Here is a 19,137-nt window from a genome sequence, read left to right as displayed (position 1 = left end):
CGATTGGGACAAGGGCCAAGCCTCTTGCCAGCTCTCAAAAGCCTCGTTAGCAACAACGCAAAGAGGAGAAGACACATGGACGCACTTATTTGGATTGGGGCGTTAGTCTCGCTCATTGGTTTGGGCGGCATCCTCTATTGTATTTATCTGGTGCGCCGCGCCAAAAAGACGGCAGGCGACGATGATGGAATTCTCCGCGACGCTTTGCAAAAAGTTCTACCCATGAACCTCGGCGCGCTGTTTTTGTCAGTGATCGGCCTGATGATGGTGGTGGTTGGGGTTCTGCTCGGATGACCAACCTCGGCGCAATGAAGACCCAACTACACGGGTTGCTCGCCGATCTAGCGGCGGGTGCTGATGTCTCGGACATTTATCACGATGACGCGACACTATGGGGTTCGCACCCCGTCGGCGACATCTCGGGCTTGTCCAACATCACTGAATTTTGGGGCCGGTTGCGCATGTCCCTTCCGGAGATGGAGCGCCGCAATCTGATTTTTGTCGGTGGCGAGAACATGGATGACCCGCGTGTGCCTGACCGGTGGCGCGCGCCGCATCTCGTTGCCTCTATCGGGCACTATCAGGGAACATTCAAATCCCCTCTGTTCGACATCCCCGCGACACACGGGGCGATCAATCTACGGTTTTCCGAAGCACATTACCTCGACGGTGAAAAAATTCGCCGGTCATGGGTTTTCATCGATCTGCTCGACCTGATGCGACAGGCAAATGTCTGGCCCCTTCCCCATTCACTAGGGTCCGAAGGATTGTGGCCAGGTCCAGCCAGCAATGACGGCGTGCGACTGACCAATGACGGGCCCAGCGACACGTTGGCGACCGTGTTCAAGATGCACAATGCTCTGCTATCCTTTGACGGCAAAACGCTCGATAGCATGCCCCACAGTCAATATTGGGATCCGAATTTCATGTACTATGCCGGTGCAGGAATTGGCTCGATGCGGGGTCTCGCTGGCTTTCGCGCGCATCACCAAATCCCGTTCCTACACGCATTTCCGGACCGCGATGCAGAAGGGCACTTTATCCGGATCAGCGATGGCGACTATGCAGTGACGGGCGGGCGGGTCTTTGGTACCCATTCCGCAGCCTACCTAGGTATGACAGCCACCCATAAAACCGCGTGGATGCCGGTGATGGATTTTTACCGGCTCAAAGACGGCGTGATTGTCGAGAACTGGCTGCCAATTGACATCCTGGGGATGGCACATGGATTGGGCAATGATCTGCTCGCACGGATGCGGCACTATCTGGGTGAACATCCAACCGATCTTTAGAGAACATCGAACCCTTGGGGTGTTTTGATCGCTTCGGCCCACAACGGATGCGGTTTAAAAAAATCATTTCTGTCGGATAATGCATTCATTTCATTGCGTATTTTCAACAATCCATTGGATTGCGCCAGCCGCATAGGCCCACCATGCCAGCGCGGGAAATAGTAGCTGGACACCAACGCGAGATCGACCATCGACGTTGATACAATTTGGCGTCCGTCCAGCATCTCTAAACCTTCGTTGCTCAATGCCCCAAGCACCAAGTTTACAATCTGTGCATCATTGAATTCACTGGTCGGTTGGTCTGGCCCATCAATCCGATCCAGAAACGGGCGGGTGTCCCAATCAATGCTGTCGATCGCATTGGCCAGCTGGGAAATACTGACCCCCAAGCCCGCCAGATGTTGGGCCGCCTTGCGCAATGTGGCCATCGTGCGCGGCCCGACGCCCCACGCTTCGGGGCCGATCCACATGACCCGTTTGCGCATCTTTTGCGCCAGATATTCGGCGGTTGCCCGAGCCTGCGGTCCCGTCTTGGGACTACAGCGCACCTCGACCAAACGAGATCGGCGCGCACCTGTGGCGAAGCCTAGGCCAATAACATCAGAACTGCGGTCAATCTCGGCCCCGATATTACCAACAACGTTCCGGTATCCAGCCAACGCCAGCACACTGTCCGGCGCCATTTGCGCGGCCATTTTGCGCAGCCCGTCTTTGGCGCCCTTACCTGTGTCTTGGCCTGCATAAATCCCTAGCCCGACCCCAACCAGCGCATTGAAATCCGTGGTCAAAACCAATCGTTGCTGCTGCGACACGCGCACGGCGTCGGTCAGCGCGCCGCGGCTTACATCCGCGTCTAGCGATTGGTTGATCGCATCTCGTGTGGCGTCGAGGGTTTCAACATCTTCGCAAACCACCGTCACATCTGTCGCAGCCGCCATCAAAGATAACGCCCAGGACGATCCACTGCCGGGGCCGCCATAGACACCAACCCGATCAAGCGCTTCGACTTTACCCAAGGGTTTGGGGGATCGTCCAGCAGTTCGTTCGGCCAAGAACATATGACGCAGCGCGCTTGATTGGGCGCTCGCTTGGCAATCGTCAAAGGCAGCCGCTTCGAACGCACAGCCGACATCAAACGGCAGCAAACTCGCTGCTTCAATACAGTCGACAATCTTGTGCATAGCCAACGTTTTGGATCCTTTGATCGCGGCCCGTCTCTTGCTGATGTCAGCCTGATATCCGGCGAAATTCCCAAACCCACGGCGCATCTTGGAAACTGGGCGCGGCCCTTTTCCCGCCTCAAGCAATGCTTGGGCAAATTGAAAGGCTTGGGTCAGGACATGTCCCTCGGCCAAGGCATCAATCATTCCGCGGGCATGCCCTTCTCTCGCTTTGATTGGTCGCCCTGAAATCAACATGCCGAGGGCCACACCTGCCCCCACCAAACGGGGCAACCGCTGGGTCGCACCTGCACTTGGCAACATCCCCAGTGTGACCTCTGGCAGACCCAAAAGGCAGGCAGGTTCGGCCACTCGGTAGTGGGCAGCCAGCGCGATCTCGAACCCCGCCCCCAGTGCACGCCCATGCAAGGCGGCAACCACGGGCAGCGTGCAGTCTTCGATCAACTTGCAGATTTTGGCAAAGCTAGGCTCAGCCAAAGCCGCTCCTGTCTCGCGGACGTCTGCGCCTGCCGAAAAGACATCACCCTCGCCCGTCAGCACAACTGCTTTGACAGCATTTCGGCGTTCGATCCGTTCGAACACATCGGCCAGGCCCAATCGAACTTCTGCGGACAATGCGTTAACTGTCGGGTTGTCGATCGTGACAATAGCCACCCCGTCTTTCACGCGAAACCGTACGACCTTTGCCATGGGTGCCTCAAATTTGCCTGTTCCCATACTATTTTGGCAAATTTTGCGCCCCTTGCCCAGCTAGAACCCACTTTGGCTAGTCCTCTGAGCAAAACACCTCGTAAAGCCGCTCTAGAACGGGGCGGACACGGTCATCCCGCAGCCGGTATGTTATGGTCCGTCCCTCACGGTCACACGTCACCAAACCATCCACACGCAATCGCGCCAGTTGGTTTGATACATAGGCCTGTGGGGCATCCAGAATTTCGATGAGATCGCTGACACTGCGGTCTTGGGGAACCAGCGCGCACAACAGCCGCAACCGCGCAGGATTGGACAACGCCTTCATTATGGCGGCGGCCTCGGTTGCTGCTGCATCCATCTGATCGAGCTGACTGTCTTTCATTTCGGCATCTTGCCACACGGCCCAATACATTTCAATATTGAAATGTATTCCGGTTTGAAACATATTTACACGACTCATTTGCAAGGAGACCGCAATGTCCCCCGACGTTCATGCCTTTTTCGACACTGCAACCAACACCGTGTCATATGTTGTGCGCGACCCTGCAGGAGTATCCTGCGCGGTGATCGATAGTGTTCTCGATTTTGACTATGCTTCTGGCCGGACCGCGACGAAATCGGCTGACGAGATTGCCGAGTTTATTACGAAAAATGACCTACGGACCGAATGGATCATCGAGACCCATGTTCATGCTGACCACCTCTCCGCCGCGCCCTATCTCCAAGAACGCTTGGGCGGTAAAATTGGGATCGGAGACCAGATCACCGCGATCCAAGATACGTTTGGCAAAGTCTTCAACGAAGGCACCGCCTTTCAACGGGACGGCAGCCAATTCGATCAATTGTTCCAAGACGGCGACAGCGTGATGATCGGACAAATGCGCGTCGATGTCTTGCACACACCGGGACATACGCCAGCCTGCCTGACCTACGTGATCGGTGATGCCGCCTTTGTGGGCGATACGCTGTTCATGCCAGATTTCGGTACGGCCCGTTGCGATTTCCCCGGTGGATCTGCTCAAGATCTCTACGCCTCGATCCAGCGCATTCTAGCGCTGCCAGACGAAACGCGGATCTTTGTTGGTCACGACTACAAGGCCCCCGGCAGAGAAGACTTTGCATGGGAAACAACGGTAGGCGCTCAAAAAGCCAAGAACGTACACCTTGCTGGCAATACTCCAGAAGGGTTCGTCGAAATGCGCGAAGCTCGTGACGCGACGCTCGCAATGCCCAAGCTGATTGTGCCGTCTCTGCAAATTAACATGCGGGCGGGCAACATGCCCGAACCCGACGACCAAGGGGACGTATTCCTCAGGGTCCCAATCAACAAACTCTAAAGGACAACTCATGCCAATCGATTGGATTTACGGCCTGCTCGGCGGGCTGCTCATTGGCGCGGCTGGCGCCGTGTTCCTGCTCGCCAACGGGCGCATCATGGGCGCCAGCGGGATCATTGGTGGTCTTGTGGACGGCACAGGTCGACACAACAAAACCGAGCGGCTTAGCTTTCTTGCGGCCCTCATCTTTGTGCCGTTTGTGTTGGCTTTCGTCTTTGGCGGCGCTCAAACCTATCTCACAGGGAACATCGGTCTGGTGATTATCGGCGGATTGCTCGTGGGTCTCGGAACGCGGTTGGCAAATGGGTGCACGTCAGGGCACGGAGTTTGCGGCATTTCACGTCTATCAGTTCGTGGCATCGTCGCGACCTTGTTCTACATCGGTGCAGGCGCAGTGACTGTCCTATTGTTCAAACACACGTTGGGGATCATCGCATGAGAAACCTATTTGCAGCACTTGCCGGTGGGCTTTTGGGAACCGGGCTTTTGATCTCGGAGATGACCGATACCCGCAAGGTACAAGGATGGCTCGATATTTTTGGCGATTGGGATCCAACGCTCGCTTTTGTCATGGGCGGCGCGATCGTTCCGATGGCAATCGCATGGCAGCTAACACGCGCGCGTGCACCGATCGTAGGTGGCGCCTTTCCAGTACCAACTGACGCGGAAATCACACCAAAACTGACTATTGGGTCGATATTTTTCGGCATGGGTTGGGGACTAACGGGTTTGTGCCCAGGTCCTGCGATGGCATCGCTAGGTTTTGGTGGAACCGGAGGTCTCATTTTTCTTGCGGCGATGCTTGCTGGGATGATTGCCGCACCAAAACTGGCCATTAGGCTGGACCCCGCAACGGCCTAAGCTTAAAAAGCCCTATGGATATTCGACAGCTGACCCCCGACTTCGCCGTTTCGCCGCAAATCGACCCAACAGATGTGCCCCAGATTGCCGCTGCGGGTTTCAAAACAGTGGTTTGCAATCGCCCTGACGAAGAGGTGCCAGTCGAGCTTGGGTTCGAGACGATGAAAATTGCTGTCGAAGCAGCCGGGCTGACGTTCATCAATCTACCCGCCACCCATCAAACCTTATCGCTAAATATGGCACAACATCAGGCAAGCCTCGTTGATGATGCCGGTGGACCGGTCCTTGCATATTGCGCGTCTGGCACGCGTAGTTCGATCATCTGGTCCTTTGGAATGGCAGGTCGCCTGCCCACGGACGAAATCATCAGTGCGACGACCAAAGCTGGCTATCAATTGGGTCAGATGCGCCCGCAGCTAGACGCGATCGCGGCGCAATAACATCGGATCGTTTCGCGCCTAGTCGCCTTCTAGCGGTTCTCCGCCTTGATTTCTACATCAGACGCTAACGCTTGGATCTCTTCCAAAATATCTTCTGGCAGGGCCAATTCGTTTGTCTGAGCTGGTGTAAATGGCTGCGAGCCAGACACCTGCCCTCCGTTCAGGCACAAGGCACGCGTGCCATGAACCTGTCCTAGACGAGCCGTCGTGATCGTTTGGCTATCGAGCCCCCGAACCTGAACAGTCTTCAGCGAACTCGCCGCCATTTTGATCATGTCGCCAACTGCGAATGCACGCACCTCAGACAAAGGCATTGACACGGTATGTAGCACCGCATCGAGTTGCGAGGGTAGATCCAAGACGGTCGCCTCGACAGAGGCCTTCCAATTCTTGGCCGTGTCTTGTGCTATTTTCTCATCTTGCGACGCGCGCTTTGGCAGGCACAGCATGACGCGCCCTGTCTTGCTACCCTGCCCCAGTTCGAGAGACAGATCATAGACGTGGTACTGCACTTGCGGCATGATCAGCTCGACGGTGCATACGTCCAAAACACGCGTCATTTCATCATAACCTGACATCAAACTTGTCACGGGAACATCCGCGTCACCGCCGCTCACCTCGACCAACACTTGGCCCAAAAACGGAGTGATCAACGCCACATCTGTACGGGTCATCCGCCGCGCGGCTGAGTTGGCCGTTGTGACATGACCTATTGTCGACATTTCGATCAGGGCCGAAACCATTGGCCCGTCACACGTCATGATCGCCCGCGCACCGTCGCGGCCAATCAGCATCATGGTCAGATCTTGTTCGTTAAGCTGTTCGGCAAGCTCAACCAGCGACACCTCGCTTGCCTCGCCCCCCTTTAGCAGAACGGGCATTCCCACCACAAAATCCGCCGCACGACGCATCGCACGGGCCAGAACGTCCATATCTGTTGGACCAGATTTTGGTGGATCAGCTGGGCGCAGCATGCGGCGCAGCGGGTTCAGGGCTTCTGTGTCAGTCATGAGGGCTCTCACAAGGAATACCTTAATCTAGCCCTAGTTGGTTACCAACCGTTTAAGATGTCATTGCGCGGCGAGCGCTTGCGCACGGGGCAGAACCACGCGAAACGCGGCACCGCCTTTACCCGGTAGATAGGTGACCGAGCCACCCAAACGTTCCATAATTTCACGGCAAATCGCCAGCCCGAGGCCCGCACCACCAGCCGCCGCCTGATCGCTAAGCCGCGAGAATTTCTCAAAGATGACCGCCTGATGCTTGCGCGGGATGCCAGTCCCATTGTCAATAAAATCAACAAAAACATCCGGCTCCGATCGGCTGACCGCGATCTCGAGCGTCGGTCGATCCGCATCACAGTATTTCTGCGCATTCGCGACCAGATTGATGAACACCTGCCCCAAACGGTCCAGATCCGTGTGCAGCAATTCGCGTTCATGATCTGGTGCGCGGACGACCTTGAGCGATGCATCTTGTTTGCTGGCAACCAACGCCCGATCAATGATGTCGCGCAGGTTTCCGTCCTGTAGATTCAGGTGGACTTGACCGTTTTCCAAAACACTCAGATCTAATAAGTCATCCAACAGTCGTGTCAGGCGGATCGCCTCGTCATGCATGATACCCGCGAATTTCTGACGCTCTACATCGCTCACATCATCGTCTCGGAGCAGTTCCGAGAACGAACGGATCGACGTCATTGGTGTCCGCAATTCATGAGAAATCTGGCTCAGAAACCCATCCTTTTGAATCGATAGCGCAGTCAGCTTGTCATTGGCATCGCGCAGCTGTCGCGCCGTCCGAGTGAGTTCAACAGACTGCGCTTCGAGCCGACTGGAATATTCCATCATTTGCGCCGTTTCATCGGCCACAGCAATCAGGTCTTCAACTGATACCGCCGCGCCACCTAGTATCTGGCTGATCATCGCGTGGGCCGTCGCGGCCCCCACAGAACCGGCCAATTCTCGTTCAAGCCGCTCTAGAAAATCTGGAGTAATTTCAGGTAGATAACCCGACAACTCTTGTCGGTTTGCCTCTTGTTCGAACACCGTTTGGGCCTGTCGTGAACCTAGAATACGTTGCACCATCACCAACAAATCTTCGGCGGCAGGTGTCCCGCGGCTCCACCCACGCGGACCGCTGGAATGCTCAAAAACATTGACGATCTGCGCGCCCTGCAATCTCTCGACAGGCGATGGAAAACTAAGGACTGATCCGACACAAAACACGCTGGTGTTCAGCAACATAGACCACAAAACCGCATGTACGACGGGGTCTAACCCTTCGATCCCAAACAATGCCTGCGGCCGTAGCCAGCCAATTCCAAAGGGACCTTGGGCCAATAGCGCCTCGGACATAACGCCGCCTGCGCCAAAGCTGGGCAAAAACAATGCGTAGGCCCAAACAGCAAAGCCGGTCAGCAATCCACCTGCGGCGCCAAAACGTGTCGCGCCCCGCCAGAATATCCCGCCCAAAAGAGCTGGCAGGACCTGCGCAACACCACAAAACGAGATCAAACCAATTGCAGCCAGAGCCGTGCCGCCACCAGACATCCGATAGTACAACCATCCCAACGCCAGAACCGCCGCGATCGAAATACGCCGCGCCAAGATGACCACGCGGCGAACGTCGCCAGACACCGTCGCACCTTGTGGGCGCAATCCCAACCACAACGGCATGACAACGTGGTTGGATACCATCGTCGCCAGCGCCAAGGCCGCGACAATCACCATCGACGTGGCGGACGAAAAGCCACCTAGAAATGACAGGGTCGCGAGGCCATTGGCCCCTTGCGACAAGGGCAGTGTCAAGACAAACAAATCAGGGTTCGACCCCGCGGGCATCAAATCAAGCCCTACGACGGCAATCGGAATGACAAAGAGGCTCATCACAGCGAGATACAAAGGAAACGCCCAACCCGCAGTGGCCACGTGTTGTTCGTCGGCGTTCTCCACGACCAAAACCTGAAACATCCGAGGCAAACACAAGAAGGCCGCGGCAGACAGGAACGTCAAACCAACCCACCGGCCGCCATTGACCTGCCATTCGGCGATAGGCGACGCATCGATCCGCGCTAAGATATCAGTCGGCCCCGACGCGATCCCCCAAACGACAAAAACACCAACAGCGACCAGAGCGAAGAGTTTGACAATCGCCTCGACCGCGATGGCCATGACAACGCCATGGTGGCGTTCATTACTATCCAGCGTCCGCGTGCCAAATAGCACGGTAAAAGCAGCCAATCCCACAGCCACCCAAAGCGCCGTTCCACTCAAATCTTGGGCCGTCCACGGGCCGCTGTCACCTGCGAAGACGGAAAAACTAAGGGTGACCGACTGTAGCTGCAGCGCGATGTAGGGCGTTGTGCCGATCACTGCCAACACAGTGACAATGACACCCAGCGTGTTCGACTTACCAAACCGCGATGAGATCAAGTCAGCGATTGATGTGATCCGTTGACTGCGCCCGATCCGAACCAATTTGCGCAGGATCAACCACCAGCCTATCATGACCAACGTTGGCCCCAGATAGATCGTCAAGAACTCGAGCCCCGAACGCGCAGCATAACCAACCGCACCATAGAACGTCCAAGCGGTACAATAGACGGACAGCGACAAGGTATAAATCAAGGACGATCGCAGCCATCCCGTGTGCCCTTGGGCCGCGCGGCGCTCTGCGTAAAACGCAACCCCGAACAGCAGCACAACATACCCAAGTGCGACTGTGATCAGGATGTTAAAGCTCAGCATTTAGTCCGGTCCGTTGGATTGCTGAGCCACATCATCGCGGGTCTTCAACGGACGCGACAAGATTGCAGCCAACGCGATCAAAACGGCCCATGCGCCAAAGAGATAGACCATCGCCATAGCCGTGCGCGTCTCACCACCTGCGTTCCATAGCAGCGGAACGAGAAACAACAATGCCCCGATAAACGGCAACAGCCGCCCAACATCTCTGAGCCTGCGCCGTCGATAGGACGTGCGTTCCAGAAAGACTGCGGGTCGTTGTTCTGGGGGCGTGCGAGAATTCATGCGTCAGCCAGCGCGCGCACTTTGCTCAACACATCCTTGTTGGAAAACGGTTTGGTCATAAAGGCGGTGACACCCAATTTTTCCGCCAATTCGCGGTCCTTGGTTTGACCACGTGCCGTCAACATCATGATAGGCAGCGCGTTTGTCACCTTATCCTCGCGCAGCTCTCGCAAAATATCGAACCCACTGCGTCCGGGGAGCATGACATCAAGGATCAGAACTTCGGGCATGTCCTTGCGCACGCGTGCAGCGGCAGTTTCCCCGTCTGAATGTGTGTGCACCGTCCAACCATCGCGGCTCAGAATGAAACTGATCGCCTCGATGATGTTCGGCTCGTCCTCAATTAATAGAACCCTGCGGCCCATATTCGTTCCCCCTCGTGCAGCGCTAACTATTGCCGCAAAGACCACCTCTGTCAAAACCCCTCATGTCAAATTAGCGCAGGATCGACGTCTCGCGCCGCGCAGGGCATGGCTCGCGGGGACAAATCCGGCAACTTGTTCCAATGGGCGTGGCATTTGCATCTTCTTGTGCCGGCTCAATCAGCATAACGGCCTCCAGCACTTGGGGGGCATCGAAATCACCGGTAAACTTTGGCTCGGCGATGGCATGGCACACAAATTGCTGACGAGTGGTTCCTGGCACATCTACAGTCTTGCGCACAGGCACCATCGGACGGCTCAAGGCTTCAAAAATCGGCCAAAGGGCGCAGGCTGCACCAAGTCGCGGCATCGCAAAGCCTGCAATCTGTTTGTGCAAGGTCAGCGCACCAGACCCATCACACCGTACCATCCCCACGGTGCCGCCAGCGGCGGCTCGACGCCGCAGGACCAAAGCAAATGGCAGATTTAGCCGCGCCGCGGTGACACCCGGCGACTCGTCTGTTCGAAGTTCCGACAACGGCAACGCACGGGCGTCCTGTTTATACCGCGCCAGATAGGTGACCAACATCACACGCACAGCTTCGGATTGCGGAACACCCGGTTCGGCCATCACGTCCGCGACAACACCACCCTGTTCTAGGATCGGAAATGCAAACCCAACCTCTTCCAAGTAGGCCTCAAGGTCTTCAAGAGGCGTGATCGCTGCCCCACCTGCGTCTTGGCTTTGCTCTAGATAATCGACCAACGACTGACTGCTTTCGGCCAAACGTACGGAATCGTCGTAGAGGTTAGAATGGAACCGCCGTTGCCAATCGCTGTCCAAATCCTCGCCATTGACCAGAATGGATGACGTTGACCTGATCGAAGTCACTGACGAAATCACATCGTGCAGAGATCGCGCCAACAATGGATCATGGGTCATCCGATCACTAAGTGCTGCTATCCTCGCCTCGAGTTCGGTGATCCGATCATGCTGCTCGACGACCAAACCGGCCCAGCCGCGAAAACGTCCGGCAAACTCATCCGTACGCGCCAACTCAACCTCGGCCTGCCGCGCAGTCGCCGCTGCCGTACTAAGCTGGTCGAGCAAAACGGTCTCGGCACCCTCAGCCAACCCCGACGTTTCCACACCCAGCTCGCGAGCGAGGTTCGCCAACAGCTTGCCCCCGATTCTGCGGCGGTTGTGTTCAATCAGATTGAGGTAGGAAGCCGAAATTCCCGCTGCGCGGGCCAAGTCGGCCTGCCGCACCCCATTAATCAGACGTTGTTCCCGGATCCTTGAACCCGTCAAGCGCGAAGCTGGCATGTGGAATTCCTTAACCTTTTCAGCGGCTTTCTGCACTGCATTGAAAAAAAATTTACAAAGTATGCAATCGTATTGTGTAAGGATTTACATAAAAACCCAACAATCCAAAGCATTTGTTGAAAGGTTTTCGCCGCCTCCCCAATACTGCGTACACGCTGTCAAGCGCGCATGGGGGATGCGAGGAGGCAAATCCCGTGCAAAACACAAACGGGAGGATTTTATGTCCAATTCGAAACTGACCCGTCGTGGCCTCATCAAAACTGGCGCAGTTGCCGGTGCAGGTCTTGCGACACCGACGTTGTTCACCGGCAATGTATGGGCTGCGGCTCACGCTGGTTACACTAACGCACCACAGGGCGACACTGTCACTCTGGGCTTTAACGTTCCACAGACTGGTCCATACGCGGACGAGGGTGCGGACGAGCTTCGCGCATACCAGCTGGCTGTTGAGCACCTGAACGGTGGCGGCGACGGCGGCATGATGCAGACGTTCTCGTCCAAAGTTCTCGACGGCACAGGTATCCTGGGCAAGAAAGTCGAGTTCGTCACAGGCGATACACAGACAAAACCAGACGCAGCCCGCGCATCGGCACGTTCGATGATCGAAAAAGACGGCGCTGTCATGATCACCGGTGGTTCGTCCTCGGGTGTTGCTGTTGCTGTTCAGGCTCTTTGCCAAGAAGCAGGCATCATCTTCATGGCGGGTCTGACCCACTCGAACGACACAACAGGTAAGGACAAGAAGGCCAACGGTTTCCGTCATTTCTTTAACTCTTACATGTCTGGTGCTGCTTTGGCTCCGATCCTTGCCGACCGTTATGGTAACGACCGTAAAGCCTATCACCTGACAGCTGACTACAACTGGGGTTACACTACGGAAGAGGCTGTTCGTACGTCGACAGAAGCCATGGGCTGGGAAACTGTTGCAGCTGTTAAGACACCTCTCGCACAGACTGACTTCTCGTCCTACGTTGCACCAGTTCTGAACTCTGGCGCTGACGTGCTGGTTCTGAACCACTACGGCGGCAACATGGTGAACTCGCTGACTTCGGCTGTTCAGTTTGGTCTGCGCGCTGCGGAAGCCAACGGCAAGAACTTTGAAATCGTTGTTCCACTGTACTCGCGCCTGATGGCGAAGGGTGCTGGTGAGAACGTTGCCGGTATCTTTGGTTCCACAAACTGGCACTGGTCGCTCGAGAACGTTGCTGGCGCGAAATACGCAGGTACAAACGCCTTTGTTAAATCGTTCGGCGAAAAGTACGGCTTCCCACCAAGCCAGGCTGCTCACACAGTATACTGTCAGACACTGCTTTATGCAGATGCTGCACAGCGTGCGGGCTCGTTCAACCCATGTGCGATTGCCGAAGCTCTTGAGGACTATTCGTTCGACGGTCTGGGCAATGGCCCAACTATGTACCGTGGTGCGGACCACCAGTGCTTCAAGGACGTTCTGGTTGTGAAGGGTAAAGAGAACCCAGACAACGAATTCGACCTTCTCGAAATCGTAGACGTAACGCCAACCGAGCAGGTTTCTTATGACCCTGCAATCTTCGGCGGCGAGTTGGGCTCCTGTAACCCAGGCGCATAAGCTACTCCACGACCCTTGCCCCCTCGCCGTGTGCGTTGGGGGCAAGGCCATTGTGGCATCACACCTAAAAATTCAACCTTTCGATCGTGGGGACCGCAATGGACCAGATCATCCTGCAAATCCTGAACGGACTTGATAAAGGCAGCGCCTATGCCTTGATCGCGTTGGGACTTACCTTGATTTTTGGCACGCTGGGCGTTGTCAACTTTGCACATGGTGCACTGTTCATGCTGGGTGCATTTTGCACCGTCACACTCTCACGTTTGTTGGGCATCAGCCGCACCGTCATCGACGAGACGCGCACCGACTTTTTGGGCAACCCGCTCAAAGTTGAAATACCCTACCTCTATGACTGGTTCGGGGAAGCGACCGGTGCTGCGATCATTGATTGGGCGGTTCCGCTCTCGATCATCTTTGCCATTCCGATCATGATTTCCATCGGTGTCATCATGGAACGTGGCTTGATCAAGCATTTCTACAATCGCCCCCACGCGGATCAGATCCTCGTGACCTTTGGCTTGGCGATCGTTTTGCAAGAGATCATCAAATACTACTTTGGCGCAAACCAGATCCCTGCCCCTGCACCCGAAGCCTTTACTGGGTCATTCGACTTTGGTGCGGCCTTTGGAGCCAAAGCGGGCGCGATCATCTACCCCTACTGGCGCATCGTTTACTTCTGCTTTGCGATGATCCTGATCGGTGCCGTGTTTGCATTCCTGCGCTTTACCACATTCGGCATGGTTGTACGTGCCGGTATGGCTGACCGTGAAACTGTTGGCCTCTTGGGCATCAACATCGACCGCCGCTTTACCATCATGTTTGGTATCGCCGCTGCCGTCGCAGGTCTGGCGGGCGTTATGTATACGCCGATCAACTCGCCCAACTATCACATGGGTATGGATTTCCTCGTGATCTCCTTTGTTGTGGTTGTTGTGGGCGGCATGGGCTCTTTGCCTGGCGCGGTACTCGCCGGATTTGTTCTGGGTATTCTCGAAAGCTTTGCCTCGATGCGCGAAGTCATCGAATTCCTGCCCGGCATCAACCAAGTCGTTATTTATCTTGCAGCAATCATCATCTTGTTGACCCGCCCTCGTGGCCTGATGGGTCGCAAAGGCGTGATGGAGGACTAAGCCAATGTTCGGACTAGACAAAAAAGACGCACGGCTTTTGCTGATCGTCGCAGTGATGGTCGCACTTGCGCCCATCATCCTGAACCCCTTCCCGGAAGACTCGGCAATGGCCCAGTTCAACGCGGGCTATCCTGACCTGATGCAGCGATTTGTTATCTTTGGTATCTTTGCCATCGGCTTCAACATCCTCTTCGGTCTCACCGGCTACCTCTCGTTTGGTCACGCCGCCTTCTTGGGCGCAGGCAGCTATGCTGGCATGTGGATGATGAAACTCTTGTCGATCAACGTGATCCCAGCGATCATCCTGTCGACAGTTGTTGCCGGTGTTATCGCGCTGGCCATTGGTTGGATTTCGCTGCGCCGCTCGGGGATCTACTTTTCGATCCTGACCTTGGCCTTTGCGCAGATGGCCTTTGCACTGGCGGCTTCGGTTCTGACACCGATCACAGGTGGTGAGACCGGTCTGCAAACAAACCTAAACGACCCCCGGATCTTCCCCGAGTTTTTGGGTGGTGGCTCGTCGGTGGATGGTAACATTCCGAAACCATCGCTCTTTGGCATCGAGATGTCGTCCAGCTTTAAGGTGCCTGTTGGTGGCTGGGAATGGACGTTCAACTGGGGCTACTACCTGTGCGGCGTCATGATGCTGGTTGCATTCTATATCGCGATCCGGATCTTCCGCTCCCCCTTTGGCTTGATGCTCAAGGCTGTGAAATCAAACCAACACCGGATGAGCTATACTGGCCTTAACACACGCCCCTACATGCTGACATGCTTTGTCATCTCTGGGATGTATGCGGGTCTGGCTGGCGGCCTGATGGCAGCAATGGACCCACAGGTTGGCGCAGAACGGATGCAGTGGACTGCATCAGGCGAGGTCGTACTCATGACGATCCTTGGCGGTATCGGCACCTTGATCGGTCCGGTTCTGGGCGCAGGTCTCATCAAGTACTTCGAGAACATCTTCTCCAAGATCAACTCGTCGCTGTTGCACGAATGGTTCGCCTTCCTGCCAGACGGTCTGGAAAACTTTATCGTGGCGATCATCTATCCGTTCATTGGTAAAGGCTGGCACCTCACGCTGGGTCTGATGTTCATGGCTGTGATCATCTTCCTTCCTGGTGGTCTGGTTGAGCTTGGCAAACGTCTCAGCAAACGGTTCGGTAAAAAGAACCAAGACGCTGCTGGCGATACGAAACCCGCGGAATAAGGAACAGAAGAATGGGTATCCTTGAAGTAAAAGGCGTCAACAAACGCTTTGGCGGGTTGCAGGCCCTCGGTGATGTGAACCTTTCCATCCCCGAGAACACCGTACACGCCATCATCGGTCCGAACGGCGCGGGTAAATCCACCCTGCTGAACGTGCTGGTCGGAAAACTGATCCCTGACACGGGTTCGGTCATGTTCGACGGTCAGTCCGTACTGGGGCGCAAGCCGCACGAGATCAACCAGATGGGCATTTCGCGCGTGTTCCAAACGCCCGAGATTTTTGCAGATCTCACCGTTATGGAAAACGTGATGATCCCTTGTTTTGCCAAACGGGACGGCGCGTTTGAATTGAACGCGATTGGATCGGTCAGTTCGCAAAAGGACATCCGGCTCATGGCCGAAACGATCCTCGATGACGTGAACATGCTGGACAAGCGCAACATGCACGCAGCCTCGATGTCGCGCGGTGACAAACGTCGCCTCGAGATGGCAATGTGTTTGGTCCAAGAACCGCGCCTTCTATTGTTGGACGAACCGACCGCCGGTATGGCCCGTGCTGACACCAACAACACCATCGATCTGCTCAAAGAGATCAATGAAAAGCGCAACATCACCATGGCGATCATTGAGCATGACATGCACGTTGTGTTCTCTTTGGCCGAACGGATCACCGTTCTGGCCCAAGGAACGCCCCTGGTCGAAGAGACGCCAGAAAACATCAAAGGCCACCCAAAAGTGCGCGAAGCCTACTTGGGCGAAGCACAGATCTGATCCCCACACTTTGGACCAAGGCATGCACCTGCATCGTCTTGGTTCGGAACGTGGGCCTCGAACAAAAGGACGCGCTATGAACTCCTCATTCGACAAACGCCAGAACAACGCCGCGACACATCCGGCCTTTCTTTCGGTCTGGGACATCCAAGCCTACTATGGTGAAAGCTATATTGTTCAAGGCGTAAGCTTTAACATCCACGAGGGCGAAATTCTCGCGTTGTTGGGCCGTAACGGCGCTGGCAAAACCTCGACCTTGCGTACAATTGCCCGGATGGGTGATCCCCAGCTAAAGCACGGTGAGATTTGGCTCGATCACAAACCGTTGCACAAAATGGCCAGCCACGAAGCCGCGACAAACGGCATCGCGTTGGTGCCCGAAGATCGCCGGATTATTCCAGGCCTCACCGTTGAGGAAAACTTGCAGCTCGCACAAATCGCACCACCCATTGGTTGGAGCCTCGAGCGGGTCTATGAGTTGTTCCCAAGACTGAAAGAGCGCCGCAAGCAAGAAGGTGTGACCCTCTCTGGTGGTGAGCAACAAATGCTTTCGATTGCCCGCGCATTGTGCCGCGACATTAAGGTGCTGCTGCTGGACGAGCCCTACGAGGGTCTGGCCCCCGTTATTGTTCAAGAGATCGCCAAGACGCTCGAAATCATTCGCGACCAAGGCATCACAACGATTATCGTTGAACAGAACGCGGTCGCGGCACTCAAGCTTGCGGATCGCGCTGTGATCCTCGACACCGGCACGGTCGTCTATGACGGCTCGGCCAAAGAAGTGCTCGAAGATGAAAAATTGCGGGCCGAATACCTCGCAATCTAAATTGGTATAAGCGAGGCTCGACCTCGCCTATTCCCCCTGCCCTAGACCAATCGGGACCTATAACCATGACTGCCAAAACCTATGCCCCTACCGCTGACTTTGCCGCGAACGCCCATGCCGATGCCGCAAAGTACCAAGAGATGTACGACGCTTCTATTGCTGATCCCGCAGCGTTCTGGGGCGAACATGGTAAACGGATCGATTGGATCAAGCCCTATTCAGCCGTCAAGAACACGACGTATGAGTTCGGCAAGGTCGACATAAAGTGGTATGAAGACGGCAGCCTGAACGTCAGTGCCAACTGCATCGATCGCCATCTCGCGACACGCGGCGACCAGACAGCGATCATTTGGGAACCCGATAGCCCAGCTGAAGACGCCAAACACATCACTTACAACCAGCTGCACGCCGAAGTTTCCAAATTCGCCAACGTGCTCAAAGAACTGGGTGTCGGCAAAGGCGACCGCGTCGTCATATACATGCCAATGATCCCCGAAGCGGCCTATGCCATGCTGGCATCCGCGCGCATTGGTGCGATCCATTCCATCGTCTTTGCTGGCTTTTCGGCGGACGCGCTCGCCGCTCGTGTGAATGGCTCTGAGGCCAAGGTGGTCATCACGGCAGACGAGGCACCGCGAGGCGGCAAGAACACACCGCTCAAAACCAACGCCGATACAGCATTCGAGAAAATTACTGTTGGCGCAAAAATGCTCGTGGTTCAGCGCACTGGCGGCGACGTCCCAATGGTCGATGGTCGGGATCACTGGTTGCACGAAGTTTCCGCAACAGTCTCTGACACCTGCGAGCCAACCGAGATGAACGCAGAGGATCCACTCTTCATCCTCTACACCTCTGGATCAACGGGCATGCCCAAGGGCGTCGTTCACTCGACCGGTGGATATATCGTCTATGCCTCGATGACGCATCAGTACACATTCGATTATCACGACGGCGATATCTTCTGGTGCACCGCGGACGTGGGCTGGGTCACAGGCCACAGCTATATCGTCTATGGCCCCCTCGCCAACGGTGCGACGACTGTTATGTTTGAGGGTGTACCGACGTACCCAGACGCCAGCCGCTTTTGGCAGGTCTGCGAGAAGCACAAGGTAAACCAATTCTATACAGCACCAACCGCGATACGCGCGTTGATGGGGCAAGGCGACGACTTTGTCACCGGATCAGACCTCTCATCGCTCAAGCTCTTGGGCACAGTGGGCGAGCCAATCAACCCCGAGGCTTGGAACTGGTATAACGACGTTGTGGGCGGCGGCCGTTGCCCAATCGTTGACACGTGGTGGCAGACCGAAACAGGTGGTCACCTGCTGACGCCCCTACCCGGCGCAACGACGACAAAGCCCGGTTCGGCCACCAAACCGTTCTTTGGCATCCAGCCCGTGATCCTCGAGCCGACAACAGGCGAAGAAATCACTGAAACCGCTGCCGAAGGCGTGCTCTGCATCAAAGACAGCTGGCCTGCTCAAATGCGTACCGTCTGGGGTGATCACGAGCGATTCATGAAGACCTATTTTGCCGACTACAAAGGCTACTACTTTACCGGTGACGGATGCCGCCGCGACGCCGATGGCGACTATTGGATCACAGGCCGTGTTGACGACGTCATCAACGTCTCGGGCCACCGCATGGGTACAGCCGAAGTCGAATCCGCCCTCGTTGCCCACCCGAAAGTCGCCGAAAGCGCGGTTGTCGGCTATCCCCACGACATCAAGGGTCAGGGCATCTATGCCTATGTCACGCTGATGGGCGGCGAAGAGCCAACAGAAGAGCTGCGCAAAGAGCTAGAGGTTTGGGTCCGTTCTGAAATCGGCCCGATCGCCAAACCCGACTTGATCCAGTGGGCCCCTGGGCTGCCGAAAACACGTTCGGGTAAAATCATGCGCCGGATCCTGCGCAAAATCGCTGAAAATGACTTTGGTGCATTGGGCGATACATCGACGCTCGCTGATCCATCGGTGGTTGATGATCTGATCGAAAACCGCATGAACCGCAGCTGATCATACACACATATCTTTTGCAAAAGAGCGTCCCAATCGGGGCGCTCTTTTTGCATGAACGACAGCCAACCCAT

The 19,137-nt window shown here is 55.8% G+C and carries 19 protein-coding genes; 12 read left to right on the top strand and 7 right to left on the bottom strand.

Features of this window, described 5'->3' with window-relative positions:
- Window positions 1-75: 75 nt before the first annotated feature.
- Window positions 76-294 carry a hypothetical protein gene (locus tag TR2A62_RS00835; protein ID WP_009159225.1) on the top strand — a complete coding sequence of 73 codons (219 nt, stop codon included), beginning with the start codon at window positions 76-78 and terminating at the stop codon, window positions 292-294.
- Entirely contained in the window at window positions 291-1,292 is a 1,002-nt protein-coding gene (locus tag TR2A62_RS00830) for an ester cyclase (protein ID WP_009158046.1), read from the top strand. The genes TR2A62_RS00835 and TR2A62_RS00830 overlap by 4 nt, the downstream gene beginning before the upstream one ends.
- On the opposite strand, the gene TR2A62_RS00825 is transcribed toward TR2A62_RS00830, so the two are convergent.
- Together TR2A62_RS00825 and TR2A62_RS00820 are read right to left on the bottom strand one after the other, a co-directional pair.
- Entirely contained in the window at window positions 1,289-3,163 is a 1,875-nt protein-coding gene (locus TR2A62_RS00825) for an enoyl-CoA hydratase-related protein (RefSeq protein ID WP_009160196.1), read from the bottom strand. The two genes, TR2A62_RS00830 and TR2A62_RS00825, sit on opposite strands and share 4 nt — an antisense overlap.
- Before the next feature lie 76 nt (window positions 3,164-3,239).
- Window positions 3,240-3,626, bottom strand: coding sequence for a helix-turn-helix transcriptional regulator (locus TR2A62_RS00820; protein ID WP_223296047.1), 387 nt, complete (start codon window positions 3,624-3,626; stop codon window positions 3,240-3,242).
- 16 nt (window positions 3,627-3,642) lie between these two features.
- On the opposite strand from TR2A62_RS00820, the gene TR2A62_RS00815 reads away from it, so the two are divergent.
- Genes TR2A62_RS00815 through TR2A62_RS00800 form a run of 4 tightly spaced genes read left to right on the top strand, consistent with a single transcriptional unit; the run spans window position 3,643 to window position 5,804 of the window.
- A complete protein-coding gene (locus TR2A62_RS00815; protein WP_009159607.1) occupies window positions 3,643-4,503 on the top strand; it encodes an MBL fold metallo-hydrolase in 861 nt (286 codons plus the stop codon).
- Window positions 4,504-4,513: 10 nt separating this feature from the next.
- The gene (locus TR2A62_RS00810) at window positions 4,514-4,942 is read left to right on the top strand and encodes a YeeE/YedE family protein (RefSeq protein ID WP_009160674.1); all 429 of its coding nucleotides are present in this window, start codon (window positions 4,514-4,516) and stop codon (window positions 4,940-4,942) included.
- Entirely contained in the window at window positions 4,939-5,364 is a 426-nt protein-coding gene (locus tag TR2A62_RS00805; protein ID WP_009160279.1) for a DUF6691 family protein, read from the top strand. Before TR2A62_RS00810 ends, TR2A62_RS00805 begins: the two co-directional genes overlap by 4 nt.
- 14 nt (window positions 5,365-5,378) lie before the next feature.
- Window positions 5,379-5,804: a TIGR01244 family sulfur transferase gene (locus tag TR2A62_RS00800; RefSeq protein ID WP_009157647.1), complete on the top strand. Its 426-nt coding sequence runs from the start codon at window positions 5,379-5,381 to the stop codon at window positions 5,802-5,804.
- Between the two features lie 29 nt (window positions 5,805-5,833).
- Here the strand turns inward: TR2A62_RS00800 and TR2A62_RS00795 are convergent, their stop codons facing one another.
- From TR2A62_RS00795 to TR2A62_RS00775, 5 genes are all read right to left on the bottom strand, one after another.
- Complete coding sequence (locus TR2A62_RS00795) at window positions 5,834-6,814, bottom strand: FliM/FliN family flagellar motor switch protein (protein WP_009158370.1); 981 nt, start codon at window positions 6,812-6,814, stop codon at window positions 5,834-5,836.
- 60 nt (window positions 6,815-6,874) lie between these two features.
- Window positions 6,875-9,553, bottom strand: a complete 2,679-nt coding sequence (locus TR2A62_RS00790) for a sensor histidine kinase (RefSeq protein WP_009159293.1) — start codon at window positions 9,551-9,553, stop codon at window positions 6,875-6,877.
- Window positions 9,554-9,835 (bottom strand): hypothetical protein, encoded by a 282-nt coding sequence (locus TR2A62_RS00785; protein WP_040819958.1) that lies wholly within the window; start codon window positions 9,833-9,835, stop codon window positions 9,554-9,556. It lies immediately after the preceding gene.
- Window positions 9,832-10,200 (bottom strand): response regulator transcription factor, encoded by a 369-nt coding sequence (locus TR2A62_RS00780; protein ID WP_009160553.1) that lies wholly within the window; start codon window positions 10,198-10,200, stop codon window positions 9,832-9,834. The genes TR2A62_RS00785 and TR2A62_RS00780 overlap by 4 nt, the downstream gene beginning before the upstream one ends.
- 70 nt (window positions 10,201-10,270) lie before the next feature.
- Window positions 10,271-11,524, bottom strand: a complete 1,254-nt coding sequence (locus TR2A62_RS00775) for a short-chain fatty acyl-CoA regulator family protein (RefSeq protein ID WP_040819956.1) — start codon at window positions 11,522-11,524, stop codon at window positions 10,271-10,273.
- A 220-nt stretch (window positions 11,525-11,744) separates the two neighbouring features.
- Here TR2A62_RS00775 and TR2A62_RS00770 point away from each other — a divergent pair, with 220 nt between their 5' ends.
- From TR2A62_RS00770 to acs, 6 genes are all read left to right on the top strand, one after another.
- A complete protein-coding gene (locus TR2A62_RS00770; RefSeq protein WP_009160171.1) occupies window positions 11,745-13,112 on the top strand; it encodes a substrate-binding protein in 1,368 nt (455 codons plus the stop codon).
- 98 nt (window positions 13,113-13,210) lie between these two features.
- On the top strand, window positions 13,211-14,242 hold the full coding sequence (locus TR2A62_RS00765) for a branched-chain amino acid ABC transporter permease (RefSeq protein ID WP_009157532.1): 1,032 nt from the start codon (window positions 13,211-13,213) through the stop codon (window positions 14,240-14,242).
- A gap of 4 nt (window positions 14,243-14,246) precedes the next feature.
- Window positions 14,247-15,452: a branched-chain amino acid ABC transporter permease gene (locus TR2A62_RS00760; RefSeq protein WP_009158608.1), complete on the top strand. Its 1,206-nt coding sequence runs from the start codon at window positions 14,247-14,249 to the stop codon at window positions 15,450-15,452.
- A gap of 11 nt (window positions 15,453-15,463) precedes the next feature.
- The gene (locus TR2A62_RS00755) at window positions 15,464-16,222 is read left to right on the top strand and encodes an ABC transporter ATP-binding protein (protein WP_009159661.1); all 759 of its coding nucleotides are present in this window, start codon (window positions 15,464-15,466) and stop codon (window positions 16,220-16,222) included.
- Between the two features lie 76 nt (window positions 16,223-16,298).
- The gene (locus TR2A62_RS00750) at window positions 16,299-17,048 is read left to right on the top strand and encodes an ABC transporter ATP-binding protein (protein WP_009160640.1); all 750 of its coding nucleotides are present in this window, start codon (window positions 16,299-16,301) and stop codon (window positions 17,046-17,048) included.
- Window positions 17,049-17,113: 65 nt separating this feature from the next.
- Entirely contained in the window at window positions 17,114-19,063 is a 1,950-nt protein-coding gene (gene acs / locus TR2A62_RS00745) for an acetate--CoA ligase (protein WP_009157992.1), read from the top strand.
- Window positions 19,064-19,137 lie beyond the last annotated feature (74 nt).

It is taken from the genome of Thalassobium sp. R2A62 (assembly GCF_000161835.1).
Lineage (GTDB): Bacteria > Pseudomonadota > Alphaproteobacteria > Rhodobacterales > Rhodobacteraceae > Thalassobium.
Note: the sequence above shows the minus strand (reverse complement) of the source record. Positions and strands in the feature narration are given on the sequence as shown.

Excerpts from the sequence above, each read along its gene's own strand:
- TR2A62_RS00835 (WP_009159225.1), top strand. The coding sequence starts at position 76 with ATGGACGCACTTATTTGGATTGGGGCGTTAGTCTCGCTCATTGGTTTG.
- TR2A62_RS00780 (WP_009160553.1), bottom strand. The coding sequence starts at position 10,200 with ATGGGCCGCAGGGTTCTATTAATTGAGGACGAGCCGAACATCATCGAG.
- TR2A62_RS00820 (WP_223296047.1), bottom strand. The coding sequence starts at position 3,626 with ATGAGTCGTGTAAATATGTTTCAAACCGGAATACATTTCAATATTGAA.
- TR2A62_RS00750 (WP_009160640.1), top strand. The coding sequence starts at position 16,299 with ATGAACTCCTCATTCGACAAACGCCAGAACAACGCCGCGACACATCCG.
- TR2A62_RS00795 (WP_009158370.1), bottom strand. The coding sequence starts at position 6,814 with ATGACTGACACAGAAGCCCTGAACCCGCTGCGCCGCATGCTGCGCCCA.
- acs (WP_009157992.1), top strand. The coding sequence starts at position 17,114 with ATGACTGCCAAAACCTATGCCCCTACCGCTGACTTTGCCGCGAACGCC.
- TR2A62_RS00815 (WP_009159607.1), top strand. The coding sequence starts at position 3,643 with ATGTCCCCCGACGTTCATGCCTTTTTCGACACTGCAACCAACACCGTG.
- TR2A62_RS00770 (WP_009160171.1), top strand. The coding sequence starts at position 11,745 with ATGTCCAATTCGAAACTGACCCGTCGTGGCCTCATCAAAACTGGCGCA.
- TR2A62_RS00760 (WP_009158608.1), top strand. The coding sequence starts at position 14,247 with ATGTTCGGACTAGACAAAAAAGACGCACGGCTTTTGCTGATCGTCGCA.
- TR2A62_RS00765 (WP_009157532.1), top strand. The coding sequence starts at position 13,211 with ATGGACCAGATCATCCTGCAAATCCTGAACGGACTTGATAAAGGCAGC.
- TR2A62_RS00805 (WP_009160279.1), top strand. The coding sequence starts at position 4,939 with ATGAGAAACCTATTTGCAGCACTTGCCGGTGGGCTTTTGGGAACCGGG.
- TR2A62_RS00785 (WP_040819958.1), bottom strand. The coding sequence starts at position 9,835 with ATGAATTCTCGCACGCCCCCAGAACAACGACCCGCAGTCTTTCTGGAA.
- TR2A62_RS00800 (WP_009157647.1), top strand. The coding sequence starts at position 5,379 with ATGGATATTCGACAGCTGACCCCCGACTTCGCCGTTTCGCCGCAAATC.
- TR2A62_RS00790 (WP_009159293.1), bottom strand. The coding sequence starts at position 9,553 with ATGCTGAGCTTTAACATCCTGATCACAGTCGCACTTGGGTATGTTGTG.
- TR2A62_RS00755 (WP_009159661.1), top strand. The coding sequence starts at position 15,464 with ATGGGTATCCTTGAAGTAAAAGGCGTCAACAAACGCTTTGGCGGGTTG.
- TR2A62_RS00830 (WP_009158046.1), top strand. The coding sequence starts at position 291 with ATGACCAACCTCGGCGCAATGAAGACCCAACTACACGGGTTGCTCGCC.
- TR2A62_RS00810 (WP_009160674.1), top strand. The coding sequence starts at position 4,514 with ATGCCAATCGATTGGATTTACGGCCTGCTCGGCGGGCTGCTCATTGGC.
- TR2A62_RS00775 (WP_040819956.1), bottom strand. The coding sequence starts at position 11,524 with ATGCCAGCTTCGCGCTTGACGGGTTCAAGGATCCGGGAACAACGTCTG.
- TR2A62_RS00825 (WP_009160196.1), bottom strand. The coding sequence starts at position 3,163 with ATGGCAAAGGTCGTACGGTTTCGCGTGAAAGACGGGGTGGCTATTGTC.